11 protein-coding genes are annotated in these 13,511 nt (G+C 54.0%); 6 read left to right on the top strand and 5 right to left on the bottom strand.

Annotated features, from left to right (window positions below; all coding sequences use genetic code 11):
- Positions 1-37 precede the first annotated feature (37 nt).
- Both ACTIDN_RS03285 and ACTIDN_RS03280 read right to left on the bottom strand, forming a co-directional pair.
- Positions 38-2,254, bottom strand: a complete 2,217-nt coding sequence (locus ACTIDN_RS03285; protein WP_048839043.1) for a PQQ-dependent dehydrogenase, methanol/ethanol family — start codon at positions 2,252-2,254, stop codon at positions 38-40.
- Positions 2,255-2,501: 247 nt separating this feature from the next.
- Positions 2,502-3,032, bottom strand: a complete 531-nt coding sequence (locus tag ACTIDN_RS03280; protein ID WP_441375962.1) for a 2'-5' RNA ligase family protein — start codon at positions 3,030-3,032, stop codon at positions 2,502-2,504.
- Between the two features lie 193 nt (positions 3,033-3,225).
- Between ACTIDN_RS03280 and ACTIDN_RS03275 the strand changes: the two genes are divergently transcribed.
- Positions 3,226-4,002, top strand: a complete 777-nt coding sequence (locus ACTIDN_RS03275) for a Bax inhibitor-1/YccA family protein (protein WP_441375961.1) — start codon at positions 3,226-3,228, stop codon at positions 4,000-4,002.
- Positions 4,003-4,154: 152 nt separating this feature from the next.
- Here the strand turns inward: ACTIDN_RS03275 and ACTIDN_RS03270 are convergent, their stop codons facing one another.
- Complete coding sequence (locus ACTIDN_RS03270; protein WP_441375960.1) at positions 4,155-4,520, bottom strand: hypothetical protein; 366 nt, start codon at positions 4,518-4,520, stop codon at positions 4,155-4,157.
- A 102-nt stretch (positions 4,521-4,622) separates the two neighbouring features.
- Between ACTIDN_RS03270 and cyoA the strand changes: the two genes are divergently transcribed.
- From cyoA to cyoD, 4 genes are read left to right on the top strand one after another with little or no spacing between them, the layout of a single operon-like run.
- Positions 4,623-5,546: a ubiquinol oxidase subunit II gene (cyoA, locus tag ACTIDN_RS03265; protein WP_048839047.1), complete on the top strand. Its 924-nt coding sequence runs from the start codon at positions 4,623-4,625 to the stop codon at positions 5,544-5,546.
- A 5-nt stretch (positions 5,547-5,551) separates the two neighbouring features.
- Entirely contained in the window at positions 5,552-7,543 is a 1,992-nt protein-coding gene (gene cyoB / locus ACTIDN_RS03260; protein ID WP_441375959.1) for a cytochrome o ubiquinol oxidase subunit I, read from the top strand.
- Positions 7,543-8,148, top strand: a complete 606-nt coding sequence (gene cyoC / locus ACTIDN_RS03255) for a cytochrome o ubiquinol oxidase subunit III (RefSeq protein WP_048839049.1) — start codon at positions 7,543-7,545, stop codon at positions 8,146-8,148. The genes cyoB and cyoC overlap by 1 nt, the downstream gene beginning before the upstream one ends.
- A complete protein-coding gene (cyoD, locus tag ACTIDN_RS03250; protein ID WP_048839050.1) occupies positions 8,148-8,480 on the top strand; it encodes a cytochrome o ubiquinol oxidase subunit IV in 333 nt (110 codons plus the stop codon). Before cyoC ends, cyoD begins: the two co-directional genes overlap by 1 nt.
- A gap of 276 nt (positions 8,481-8,756) precedes the next feature.
- Here cyoD and fdxA read toward each other — a convergent pair whose 3' ends face one another.
- Both fdxA and ACTIDN_RS03240 read right to left on the bottom strand, forming a co-directional pair.
- Positions 8,757-9,089: a ferredoxin FdxA gene (fdxA, locus tag ACTIDN_RS03245; protein ID WP_415508711.1), complete on the bottom strand. Its 333-nt coding sequence runs from the start codon at positions 9,087-9,089 to the stop codon at positions 8,757-8,759.
- A gap of 169 nt (positions 9,090-9,258) precedes the next feature.
- A complete protein-coding gene (locus ACTIDN_RS03240) occupies positions 9,259-11,847 on the bottom strand; it encodes a helicase-related protein (protein WP_441376017.1) in 2,589 nt (862 codons plus the stop codon).
- Between the two features lie 106 nt (positions 11,848-11,953).
- Here ACTIDN_RS03240 and ACTIDN_RS03235 point away from each other — a divergent pair, with 106 nt between their 5' ends.
- On the top strand, positions 11,954-13,384 hold the full coding sequence (locus tag ACTIDN_RS03235) for a leucyl aminopeptidase family protein (RefSeq protein ID WP_441375958.1): 1,431 nt from the start codon (positions 11,954-11,956) through the stop codon (positions 13,382-13,384).
- The last annotated feature ends 127 nt before the right edge of the window (positions 13,385-13,511 follow it).

Below are 13,511 nucleotides of genomic sequence, written 5' to 3'. Positions count from 1 at the left end.
GCTTGTGTGCCGAATGACGTCATGACTCGCCGGACCATTACGGCGTGATGCCGAGGGTCGCGTTTTCAGGAATGCCCTTGTCATTCTTTCGTGCATCGACTTCACGCTGATAGGTGTCGTTGGCACGCTTGATGATGAACTGGCGGATGTTTTCAATCTCGTCAGGCTTCATGCTCGTATCAAAACGATCCATGCCATAAGCCGTCAGAGCGCCACGACCAACCACGTTGTAGAAGGCGTCCTGATGACGGATGGAGCCGGACCAACGCAGGTCTGGCAGCACACCAGCGCCTTCTGCGTTATCGCCATGGCAGGCGGCGCAATAGGTCTGGAACTGGAAGTAACCGTTATCGGTCACCTTGGTATCGTACTGCGCTGGCGGTTTAACCGGCAGGAAGCCCTTGTCGTTCTGCGGAGGCAGTTCAGCCTTGCCATCCAGAGAGAAGGCCACAACGCGGGAATGGTTGACTGTCCAGCCGGATGTACGGGCCAGACCACCAAGGAAGAACGGATAAATGCCGCCCCAACCCACTTCTACCGCAACGTACTGCTTACCTTGTGCCTTGTACGTAATAGGCGGTGCAATAATGCCGCTCTGAGCGTCAAAGTGGAACAGGTCTGCACCGTTGGTTGCGTCATAGGCATGGAATTCACCATTTGCCAGACCCTGGAATAGCAGGTCACCACCGGTTGCCAGAATACCACCGTTCCATGGACCCTTGTGGTCAACACTCCACGCAGCTTCCTGCTTTTTGGGGTCCCAAGCGATAATCCAGCCTTTCAGGTCCTTCATGAAGGCTGTGCGGGCTTCAGGGGTATCCGGCAGGCCGGCCTTGTTCATGTCCAGACCAAGGTTCCAGGAATCCGGGTGAGCTTTAAAGCCACCAACCTGGTTTTTATACAGGAACGGAACCTGCTGGGCCGGAATGTAAACCAGACCTGTTTTGGGGCTGTAAGCCATGGCTGCAAAGTTATGGCCGCCAAGGTCACCCGGAATGCCGTACCATTCTTTACCGTTGAGGGTATAAAGTGCGTCAGGGTTATAAATCGGACGGCCCGTTTTGGGGTCCAGACCCTGTGCCCAGTTCTGGTACACATAGTTTTTGCCGGACAGGAATTCACCCGTTTTGGCGTCCAGAATATAAAAGAAGCCGTTTTTAGGGGCATGCACAATAACGCGGCGTGTTTCACCGTTAATGGGCATATCCAGCGTCATGATCTGCTGAACCGAGGTGTAATCCCACTGGTCCATTGGCGTTTCCTGGAAGTGCCACACGTATTCGCCGGTTTCCGGCTTAACGGCAACAATGCTGCCAAGGAAGAGGTTATCGCCAATCCCGTCAGAGCGGTATTTGTAGTTCCAGGGGGAGCCGTTCCCAACAGCCAGGTACACAAGGTCTGCCACTGGGTCATAAGCAATGGAGTCCCAAACGGTGCCGCCACCGCCCTGCTGGGTCCATGCGCCCGTGGGGCTCCAGGTCTTGTAGGCCTTTTTCATGAGCACTTCATCAGAAGCGGCATGATCAGCCTGATTCTTGTTATTAGGAACCGTGTAGAAGCGCCATTTCAGCTCACCGGTTTCTGCATCAAATGCAGACACAAAACCACGGGCGCCAAATTCTGAGCCGCCGTTGCCGATAAGCACAAGGCCTTTGACAACGCGCACGGCACCGTCAACCGTGTAGGAGCGCTGCTGGCCAAGAGAGGCTTCTTTGGGGATGGTGTTCTTTTCCCAAACGCGTTTGCCGGTTTTGGCATCCAGTGCCACCAGTCGACCATCAAACGTCCCGAAGAAGACCTTGCCGTTCCAGTAGCCAGCGCCACGGTTAACCGTGTCACAGCAGCCTTTGTCAGCAATGTTGCCGGGCACGCGCGGGTCATACTGCCACAGCAGTTTACCGGTTGCGGCGTCCAGCGCTTTCATTTTGGACCAGTTGGTGGTGGCATACATCACACCATCAACAACCAGCGGGGTGCCTTCCTGGCCACGGTTGGTATCAAGGTCGAAATACCAAGCCAGCTTGAGGTTACCAACGTTGGATTTGTTGATGTCTTCCAACGGGCTGTAGCGCTGCTCGGTATAGGTGCGGCCGTAGCTCAACCAGTTTTCAGGATGGTCATCAGCATGGACGATTGCTTGTCCCGTATCGCCCAACCCATCAGCGTGGGCGGGAAGAAAGGGAGCGGCACAGATCGTTCCAGCCGCGAGAATTCCTAGCAGCGAACGTCTCTTGGCGGAGGCGGGGCGGGTCATATGATAGTGTCCTCGACTGGTATTAAGGTGAGGAAAAAAGACAATAAAAGCCGGTATTCCGGTTTAGGAGACACTCAGCCAATGCACCCTGTTTCTGTCAATCACGCCCACGGAATGGCTGCCTCCATTCTTGTCGCGAATTTGCGACAGTTGGAACGGCCGTGACGGGTGTTGCGGGGGCTTCTTAGTGCGTCTGAAAATACCGTTATAGCTGTTATAACATTTGATAAAATAAGCTAAATTTCTCTTAGAAAGGGTATTCAGTTTCCGCTGTATAAAAAGTTGTTTCGGAATTTTTCCAAGTGCTGAAAAGGGTAATTTCCGAAATCGTGTCTTCTTCAAAAGGGGGCGAATGATGCACTTGTAACCATGCGCTCACGTCTTCCGCGTCCACGTTTGTGATGGTTGCCAGCGGGATGGAGAGAGGGGTCATGACATGAGGATTTTTCACGCCAGCCCGTTTGGCTAGCGTTCCAATTTTCACGGAAAGGTGATGTAAAACAGGGGCGCGTATTTTAAGTTCGAGCGAGATTCGGTCCCTGCGCGTAAAGACGCCAAAACCGTCAGCCGCCAGCGTGGCCGGGCCTTTGCCCCGCAGCCCCAAAAGGCCATGGTCCAGCTCTTCCAGAATAAGGGGGGAAGTAACCTCACCAAGTTTGCACAAGGGAAGCATCAGAAATGAGGCAGGCTCCCACGCATCACTCCAGAACTGGCTTTGGAGTGCTACAAGCTGGGTGCGGAGACTGTCAGGCGGAGCAACGCCGAGAATGAGGTGCATACAACAACCTATGCCTGAGTTCTGACAAAATGAGCCAGTATGATGTACTGTAAGAGCATGCATGGCCCAAGGCTTATGTTCTGTAAGCCTCTCCCTTGAATCACGGAATCATCAGGCAGCAACCCTTGACGTAGGGGCAGGGCAGCCACAAGTATAAAGCAAAGCCGGTCAAGCCGGACAAGGAGAGGAAAGCATGTCGTTTGGTCACGACTATCGTTCACCCGCTGCAGCTTCTGGCTGGAATGCTCAAGCCGGAGCTTTGGATGCAGGCCTGCGGGCCTACATGCTGCGTGTTTATAACTGGATGGCTTCTGGCCTGCTGCTGACAGGCATTGTGGCCTATGCTGTTGCCTTCACAGGGCTGCGCAATCTGTTTTTCCAGGTTGTGCCAACTGCTGGCGGTTTGGCTGTGCACCCCACGTTGCTGGGCGGTGCTGCCATGATCGCGCCGTTGGGCTTTGTGCTGGTCATGTCTTTTGGTGTGAACCGTTTGTCCCGTCAGGGTGCGCAAGGCCTGTTCTGGGCATTCTGCGCCACGATGGGCGCTAGTCTTTCCAGCATTTTCCTAGTTTACACGGGTGTTTCGGTTGTTCGCGTCTTTCTGGTAACCGCCAGCATGTTCGCAGCTACTTCGCTGTGGGGCTACACAACCAAAGCTAATCTGGCCAAATTTGGCTCGTTCCTGATGATGGGGCTTTTTGGTCTGGTTATCGCTGGTCTGGTGAATATCTTCCTGAAAAGCCCGGCAGTGTATTTTGTCTATAGCATTGTAGGGGTGCTTATCTTCACGGCGTTCAGTGCGTTTGACGCCCAGCGTATCCGTGTGACTTACCCGCAATACGCTGCGTATGAAGGACCGGATGAAGCCGCTAAACGTAGCGTGTACGATGCGCTGAGCCTGTACCTCAACTTCATCAACCTGTTCCAGTTTCTGCTGCAATTCATGGGTGTTCGTAGCTCTAACGACTAAAGGGCAGCACCCAAACGAAAAGTCTGCGGTGTAGGAGTCTGCACCATTATGAAAAGCCCGACCGTAAAAGGTCGGGCTTTTTTGCAACAGCAGCTATGCATAAAGAGAAAAGGACTGTTTTGGTCTGGAATACGACAAAAATAAGACTTATACTAAGCACGAACAGGTGAGTAACAGGTTTGTGATTTCATAAAACACCACTCAACTGTTTGATATAAAAAAGATTTCTCAGAAAAATCCAAAAATTTGTAACATTTTGAAATAAATTGTGAAGCCTTGTCGGGCTTCAAAAACAGCGGAATAACACCGGGATAGGACATTCCTACGGGAGGAACCTCGGTGTGGTGAAGGGCTGCTGTCACTTTTCTGACATTGAGAATCTGGCCTTTAGGAATAAAGTAGCGTCCAAGGCGTTTCCACTGCCCGTGGAGCTGAAGCATTGTTCCGGCATGAAGCCTGTCACTCTTTCTGAAAGAAGTGGCGGATTTCCTGCCGGTTTCATGGTGTTTGAGCCTCATGGGGAGATGAGCGTAGTTTCTTGCTGTTATCCGGCTTCTATGGCAGCAGGAACAAGAGAGTCTTTGTGAGGCTAAGTTGATGTCAGAACCAAGAGGCGTGCGATGAAAAACAAGTTACTGGCGAGAATGGCGCGATTGGGCGGCCTATCGTCAGCGTTGCTGCTTGCCGGGTGTGAATTAGATGTTCTGGACCCGAAAGGACCGGTTGGGGAGGGCGTTAAGTCGCTCATCCTGACCTCAACAATCGCAATGCTGATTGTGGTCGTTCCGACCATTATTCTGTCACTTTATTTTGCCTGGCATTATCGTCAGTCAAACACCAGTGCAGAATATCTCCCCAAATGGTGCCACTCCAACAAGATCGAACTGATCATCTGGGGCGTTCCCACCCTGATCATTATCTTTCTGGCAGTGATCACCTACCAGACGTGTCATTCTCTTGACCCGTACAAACCGCTGGAAGCAGAAGCCAACACCAAACCGCTGCATGTTGAAGTTGTAGCGCTGGACTGGAAATGGCTGTTCATCTACCCAGAACAGGGTATTGCGACAGTTAACCAGCTGGCTATTCCTGTAAACACCCCCATTGATTTCGTAATCACTTCCGATTCCGTGATGAACTCTTTCTTCATCCCGCGTCTTGGTTCCATGATCTACGCAATGGCCGGTATGCAGACCCAGCTTCACCTGCTGGCTAGCGAACCGGGCGACTATCTGGGTGAATCCGCTAACTATAGCGGTCGTGGCTTCTCGGACATGAAATTCCGTACGCTTGCTGTAAGCGGTGACGAATTCAATGCCTGGGTTGAAAAGGTCAAATCTTCCTCTGAACAGCTGGATGCCCAGACGTATCCTAAGCTTGCTGCTCCGAGCGAAGCCAATCCTGTTGAATACTTCTCTCACGTAGAGACCGGCATGTTCGACACGATTGTGGCCAAGTACAACAACGGCATGGTCATGGACAAAAAGACTGGGCAAATGCTCCAGATGCAGTCCGCGATGTCCGACATGAATATGAAGGAATAGGATCAATGTTAGGGAGACTATCTCTATCGGCCATCCCGTTTGATGTGCCAATTCTTATTGGTACATTTGCTGGCGTTGTCATCATTGGCCTCGCGGTTCTGGGGCTGATTACTTATTTGGGTAAATGGGGCTATCTCTGGAAAGAGTGGTTCACTTCTGTTGACCATAAGCGTCTGGCTGTCATGTACATCGTACTGGCGCTGGTTGCTTTGTTCCGTGGTTTTGCGGACGCTATCATGATGCGTACCCAGCTTGCGCTGGCTTACGCAGGTAACCCCGGTTACCTTCCACCCCATCACTACGATCAGATCTTCTCCGCTCACGGTACGATCATGATCTTCTTCCTGGCCATGGCGTTCATGACCGGTCTGTTCAACTTCGTTGTGCCGCTGCAAATCGGTGCCCGCGACGTTGCATTCCCGTTCCTGAACAACCTGAGCTTCTGGATGACCGCTATTGCGTTTATCCTGGTGAACGTTTCCCTGTTCATCGGTGAATTCTCGCAGTGCGGCTGGCTGGCTTACCCGCCGCTGTCCGAATCTCAGTTCAGTCCTGGCGTGGGTGTGGATTACTACATCTGGGCTATTCAGCTCTCTGGTGTTGGTACGCTGCTGACCGGTGTGAACTTCTTTGTGACCATCGTGAAGATGCGCGCTCCTGGCATGACCTGGATGAAAATGCCGGTTTTCACCTGGACCGCTTTCTGCGCTTCCATCCTGATCATGGTATCCTTCCCTGTGCTGACCGTTGCGGTTGCACTGCTGGGTCTGGACCGTTACTTCGGCATGCACTTCTTCACCAATGACGGTGGTGGTAATCAGATGATGTACCTCAACCTGATCTGGGCTTGGGGCCATCCTGAAGTTTACATTCTTGTTATTCCTGCCTTCGGCGTATTCTCTGAAGTTGTTCCGGCATTCTCAAAGAAACCGCTGTTTGGTTACGGCACCATGGTTTACGCAACCTGCGCCATCATGGTTCTGTCCTTCCTTGTGTGGGTTCACCACTTCTTCACAATGGGCGCTGGCCCGGACGTGAACGCCTTCTTCGGCATTGCAACCATGGTGATTTCGATCCCAACGGGTGTGAAGCTGTTTAACTGGATGTTCACCATGTATAAGGGCCGTATCGAGTATCATGCTTGCATGTACTGGGTTATCGGCTTCATGGTGACCTTCACCATCGGTGGTATGACCGGTGTGATGATGGCTATTCCGGGTGCAGACTTTGTGCTGCATAACTCCCTGTTCCTTATCGCCCACTTCCATAACGTGATTATTGGTGGTGTGTACTTCGGCTACATCGCTGGCATGAACTTCTGGTTCCCGAAAGTGATGGGCTTCAAGATGAACGAAAGCTGGGGCATTCGTGCTTTCTGGTTCTGGTTCGTTGGTTTCTACTTTGCATTCGTTCCGCTGTATGTTGTCGGCTTCGAAGGCATGACCCGTCGTCTGAACCACTACGACAACCCTGCCTGGTACCCTTGGCTGCTGGTTGCTGAAGTTGGTGCAGTGCTGATCCTGCTGGGTATCGTCTGCCAGCTGACGCAGCTTTACGTCACCATCCGTGACCGTAACCTGCCGCAGAACCGCGACGTTACTGGTGATCCATGGAACGGCCGCTCTCTGGAATGGTCTACCTCTTCACCGCCTCCGATTTACAACTTCGCTATCGTTCCGCACGTGCATGAGCTTGATGCTTTCATGCATGACAAAGAAAACGGTATTGATACCCGCTGCGCTGGTGGCCCTTACGAAGCAATCCACATGCCGAAAAACACGGCTGCTGGTCTTCTCGTGGGTGGTTTCAGTCTGGTGTTTGGTTTTGCTGCCGTCTGGTACATCTGGTGGCTTGCAGCAATCGGTCTTATTGGTGTGATCGGGACAGTTATTGCCCGTAGTGCCAACAAAGATATCGATTACTACATCCCTGCTGAAGAAGTTGCCCGGATCGAGAACGAGCATTCCCGTAAACTGATGGCACAGGCAGCTGAATAATGGCACACGACACAACTGTTCAGACCGCGGGCCACGACGAACACCATCACGAATCTCCGGTGGTGTTCGGGTTCTGGGTCTACCTGATGACCGACTGCATTATCTTTGGCTCACTATTTGCCACGTTTGCAGTCCTGCGTAACCAGTTCAACGGTGGCCCTTCCGGCCACCAACTGTTCGAAATTAGTGGTCTGGCGATTGAAACCGCCCTGCTGCTTATTTCTTCCATCACTTATGGGTTTGGCATGATTGCTGCCCATAAGAATGAGATCAGCAAAGTCATCATGTGGCTTGGCGTGACCTTCCTGCTTGGCCTCGGCTTCGTTGGTCTGGAAGTGAACGAATTTGCCAACATGATCCATGAAGGCGCAGGTCCGGACCGCAGTGCGTTCCTGTCCGCCTTCTTCACGCTGGTGGCGACCCACGGTCTGCACGTGACCTGTGGTCTGATCTGGATTGTAACCCTGATCGTTCAGCTCATGGGTACAACCGCTATTCCGGAACGCATGATGAACAAGCTCACCTGCTTGAGCCTGTTCTGGCACTTCCTGGATATCGTCTGGATCTGCGTCTTCACCTATGTCTATCTGGCGAGCATGGTCTGATGAGCGAAATTCACACATCCTCCTCCGGCGAGAGCCATGGTAGCGTAACGTCTTACGTTATTGGTTTTGTTCTTGCTGTTATCCTGACGGTTCTGGCTTTTGCAGTTGTTGCAACGCACAGCCTGTCTCCGTCTGGTACAATTCTGGCTCTGTCCGTTCTGGCTCTTGTTCAGGTGGTTGTTCACCTGCACTACTTCCTTCACATGGGTGGTGGGTCTGAACAGCGCTGGAACAACATGTGCTTTGTGTTCACTGTTGGGTTTGTTGCCATTTTCATCATTGGCACACTGTTCATCATGAACAACACAGCTATCCACATGATGTCCCGCTAATATCGGGTTTTCTGGCCAGCCTTCGGGGTGGCCAGAACATGACGAAAAAAGCTCCGGGGGTAACTCCGGGGCTTTTTTTGTGCCTGTTGTCAGGCAGAGCGCGCAGGCATTATGCGCCGTTTTTCATGCATAAGCCGCACTGGGCAGACGTTCCTTCTTTCCATGAAGGCCGCGTTTGAAACGGTGAGGGTTTTTAAGAGCAGGCCAAAAAAAATGGCGCGGCTACCACAGGGGTAGGCGCGCCAGAGTAAACAACCACGGAAAAGGGTGGTGGTCTTAGCCTTTGTGGGGCTCTGGAGAAAGCAGCTCAGCCTTATTGGGCTTATCTTTCCATTCTTCCGCATCTGCCGGGGCCGTGCCCTTACGGGTAATGTTCGGCCACTTGGTGGAATAGGATGCGTTAAGTTCAGCCCAAGCTGTTGCACGGTCATCGCTGTCAGGGAAAATGGCTTCAGCAGGGCATTCCGGCTCGCAAACGCCACAGTCAATGCATTCATCCGGGTTAATAACCAGGAAGTTTTCGCCAGCATAGAAGCAGTCAACAGGGCAGACTTCAACACAGTCCATGAATTTGCAGCGGATGCAGTTTTCAGTGACCACGTAGGTCATTGCCATCTCCGAAATTATCTGAAGGCCTGAACAGGGTCTGGCCGGGGGTCAAATGGCATGGCACGATAGGCACATACCACCAAGGATGGCGCATGATATGAGGGCGTTTGCGGCCAATGGCAACCCGCTTGCACAAGGTATCGCCCTTTCCGGGTGTGCGTGGCTCAGTTTATAGGCGTTTTTGCAACACTGCCAATGCTGCAAATGCACCGGATACAGGTGCTGGCCTATGCCTTTGGCGCCTTGTCTGCTGAGTGCGGTGTTTATGCGGTATAGCCTGTTTTGCAGGTTTTATCAGTATGGGGGCAGGGGGGCCGTACTGCTTTTTGCCAAGTAATGCTGGTAATTGCAGCGGAATAGACAAACCCATCAGAACATCCGGCAGAATGGCAGAGGTTGCCCCTAGTCTGTTTGCCAAGCCCGTAGGCAGTGGGACAGGCCTTTTTTCCGCCAGATGGTGCAGAGAGCGCTTTATCTCTTCTGCTATATCGAGTCGGACCCATAGCGGGCCTGCTGCTATCCATCCAATCCGTGGCAACGCATACTGTGCTTGCTCAGAAGGAAGGGTCAGGCTCTCGGCTTTGAAGGACACCGCACCAGCCCGTGGCAGGGCAAACGGCGTGTAACCACCCTGCACGGCCAAAAGCAGAGCCCGTAGTGCCATGGCCTGTGGTCGGAGCACAGCAGGGCAAAATAATGCTGTAGGGCCTGATAGTACCCCATGTTTGCGTAAGGCTGCGGCATTGCGCGGCGTTAGAAACTCGCGGGGCGGCAGGGGCATGACACCAGCATGCTCCAGCAGGCCGTGCATCAGGCCACGTAAGACAGGCACGTTCGCCACGGCGTCCGCTGCCTTAAAGAGCGGGGCCAGACCAAGCTGGATGGTGCGGGTTACAAAATCCGTCAATTTAAGGCGGATACGCTCCCGATGTGCGGCATCCAGAAACTCGGCTGTGGTTACATGCACAGCGGGTTTAAGGAGCTCATCCGTTTTCTGGAGCCGACCAATCGGGTCATCGTGCCACAGCAGGACACCCGTTGCGATATCAAGGCGCAACGTGTCATCGGGCGCGTGGAGAAACTGTGTGACCCGGCGTGGTATTTCGCTACGGGCCGCCCGACGAGCCGCACGCAACAGCAATGGCTGGTCTGAGCGGGCGGCCTCAGGGTCTGGCAGAAAGGCAAAGCCCTGCATCTGCCCGACCGGGTGGCCTTCAACACTCACCTCCCCTGTGCGCGTAATAGCGGAAAGCAGCGGGCGACTATCAGCCTCTTCCAAGCGGCGGGCTAAACTGGTGGCCCGTTTATCCACAAATCGTGCGGCCAAACGCTCATGCAGTATGTCGGATAGAGCATCTTCCACAGTGCGGGTCCGGCTACGCCAGAGCTCCGGGTTCTCAACCCAGTCTGCACGGTTCGCGACATACGCCCAGAGCCTTATGCCCATCAGGCGCTGCATGAGGGAGTCGATATCGCCTTCCGTACGCTCCAGATTGACCAGCCGCGTTTCCAGCCATGAGGATGGAAGCTGATTTTTGCGCACAAGGGTTACAAAAATCTGCGCACATTGGCGGATATGGCTGTCTTCTCCCAATTTACGAAAATCGGGTATCTGGCACACTTCCCAGAGCAGGCGCGTGTGCTCCGGGCTTTTGCACAGGCTCTGGATAGTTGGGTCCCGCATCAGCGCAGACAGAGCGAGCAGATCGGAGGAGGGATCAGCCCCCCATAATCCGGGTGCGGGTGTTTTCCGGCACAGGCTGGCATGCAGGGTTTGGAGAGTGGTGTAGTCCAGCGCACTATTGCGCCAGTATAAGTGGTGGAGAGGCTCGAACTGGTGGTTCTCGACCGCATCAACCAGATTTTCTGTAAAGGGTGTGCAGTCTCCGGTTGTGCCAAAGGTGCCATCCTGCGTGCCACGGCCCGCACGGCCTGCAATCTGGGCTACTTCTGCCGGGGTCAGGATACGTCTGCGGGAACCATCAAATTTGGACATGCCAGCAAAGGCGACATGGTGAATATCCATGTTCAGCCCCATGCCAATGGCATCGGTCGCAACCAGATAATCCACCTCGCGGTTTTGATAGAGGGCAACCTGTGCATTACGGGTGCGGGGGGAAAGCTGCCCCATAACAACCGCACAGCCGCCGCGCCTGCGGCGGATCAGTTCTGCAATGGCGTACACATCACCGGCTGAAAACGCCACGATGGCCGTGCGGGGTGGCAGGCGGCTCAGGCGCGTATAACCCGTATGTTCAAGGTTGGAGAGGCGTGGGCGTGTCTCAATCTCCACTTTGGGTATCAGGGTGCGGAGCAGGGGGGCTATGGTCTCAGCGCCCAGAAACAGCGTTTCGGACTCGCCGCGGGCGTTCAGCAGGCGGTCCGTGAAGATATGGCCGCGTTCGGGGTCTGCGCAGAGCTGAATTTCATCAACGGCAACAAAGTCCACCTTGCGGTCTACAGGCATGGCTTCAACCGTGCAGGAAAACCAGCGGGCACCGGGGGGAATGATCTTCTCTTCCCCAGTAATGAGGGCTACGGCCCGTACCCCTTTCAACTGAACCATGCGGTCATAGTTTTCCCGCGCCAGCAGGCGGAGCGGAAACCCCATGATACCGGAGTGATGGGCCAGCATACGCTCCAGAGCCAGATGGGTCTTGCCGGTATTGGTCGGGCCAAGAATGGCTCTGACCGGCGTTTCATCATCAGCGGTAAGGGCACGCACACGGGGGGCCGGGCGGCGGGGGGTATCCATCATGCCGCTATGGTCAGCCGGTATGCTTTTAAAAGCAAGCTGTTGGTGTTTCTTAACCATTGCATCCCCACCCGCAGGCAGGCAATTTCGGGTGTAGGAGGAAAAATTCATGCCCGTTCAAGATGCAGAGTGCCTGAGTGTTTTACGCCGTAACCAGAAGAAAGCGCACACCGTTTACGCGGTAAGAGCACCTGACATAGGTCACCTCAAGACTCATCTTGGCCCGACAGGACTGGCTTTTGTGCAGGCATGTGGTTTTACCGGCAAGCCGGGAGATATCGCACTTGTGCCAAATACAGCAGGGCAGCTTTCAGCCGTATTCGGGATTGCTCCTGCTAGTGTGAAGGACCCTTACCAGTTTGGTGCACTGGCAGGAAAACTGCCGCCGGGTAACTGGCAGGTTCATACTCCTGATGATGTGGAGCGGGACGATGTCGTGCTGGGCTTTTGTCTGGGCTCCTACCAGTTTTCCCTGAAAGCCAACGCTGCCGAGCAGATGGCAAAGCCGAAACTGGTTGTTACTGAGGAAGAAAAAACAGGGCGCGCGGTTGAAACGGCGCGTTCCATCTGGTTGGCACGAGACCTGATCAATACGCCCGCCAACCTGCTTGGCCCAACGGAACTGGCCCACGCGGCGCGGGATGCACTGGCCCCGCTTGGGGCTGAGGTCGAGATTATAAAAGGGAAGGCGCTGGACAAGGCTTACCCTCTGTTGGCGCATGTAGGTAACGGCTCTGACCGTGGCCCCCGTGTTGCCGTAGCCCGGTGGCGTGGCAGTAAGGCAGGCAAGAAGGCCCCTCTTATTTCACTGGTAGGCAAAGGTGTGTGCTTTGACTCTGGTGGGTACGACATCAAGCCATCTGCGGGCATGTTGCGGATGAAAAAAGATATGGGCGGGGCGGCATCCGTTCTGGCTCTGGCACGCCTGATCATGACGCAAGACCTGCCTATACAGTTGGAAGTCCGGCTTGGTTGTGTGGAAAACAGTGTGTCCGGTCACGCCATGCGCCCGCTGGATGTGGTGAAAAGTAGGGCAGGGCTGACAGTAGAAATTGGCAATACGGATGCGGAAGGCCGTCTGGTGCTGTGTGATCTGCTGGCTGAGGCGGGAGAAACGACTCCAGACCTCCTGCTGGATATGGCCACCCTGACGGGTGCCGCGCGGGTTGCATTGGGGCCGGATCTGCCCGGCCTGTTCTGTAATGATGATGGTGTGGCGGAGGCCCTTCTTGCAGTAAGTCATGCTCAGGCAGACCCTCTATGGCGGTTACCACTCTGGCAAGGCTATGCTGGATGGCTGTCCAGTTCAGTAGCAGACCTCAATAATATTTCATCTAAACCTATGGCCGGTGCAGTAACGGCCGGACTGTTTCTTGAGCGTTTTGTAAAGGCAGGTCAGCGGTGGGCGCATATCGACACCTATGCATGGAATGATTCCAGCCGCCCCGGACGGCCAGAAGGTGGTGATTCTCCTGGGGTTAGGGCTGTTTTTGCCATGCTTGAAAAATTGTTCGCAAGCCAGAACGGAGCGGATGCGTAAAGAAAAGTGACCGCCGGCGGAACTATTTTATCGTTACAGGATTTAAATACCTGTTCCGGTTCCTATATAAGCCGGATCTACTCTGCCGGATAACGGTTACCAAGACCGATGCCGCGCCTGCTACGGG

The organism is Acetobacter sp., assembly GCF_052102375.1.
Taxonomy (GTDB): domain Bacteria; phylum Pseudomonadota; class Alphaproteobacteria; order Acetobacterales; family Acetobacteraceae; genus Acetobacter.
The sequence above is the reverse complement of the archived record's forward strand: the minus strand, read 5'-3'. Positions and strand labels throughout refer to the sequence as shown.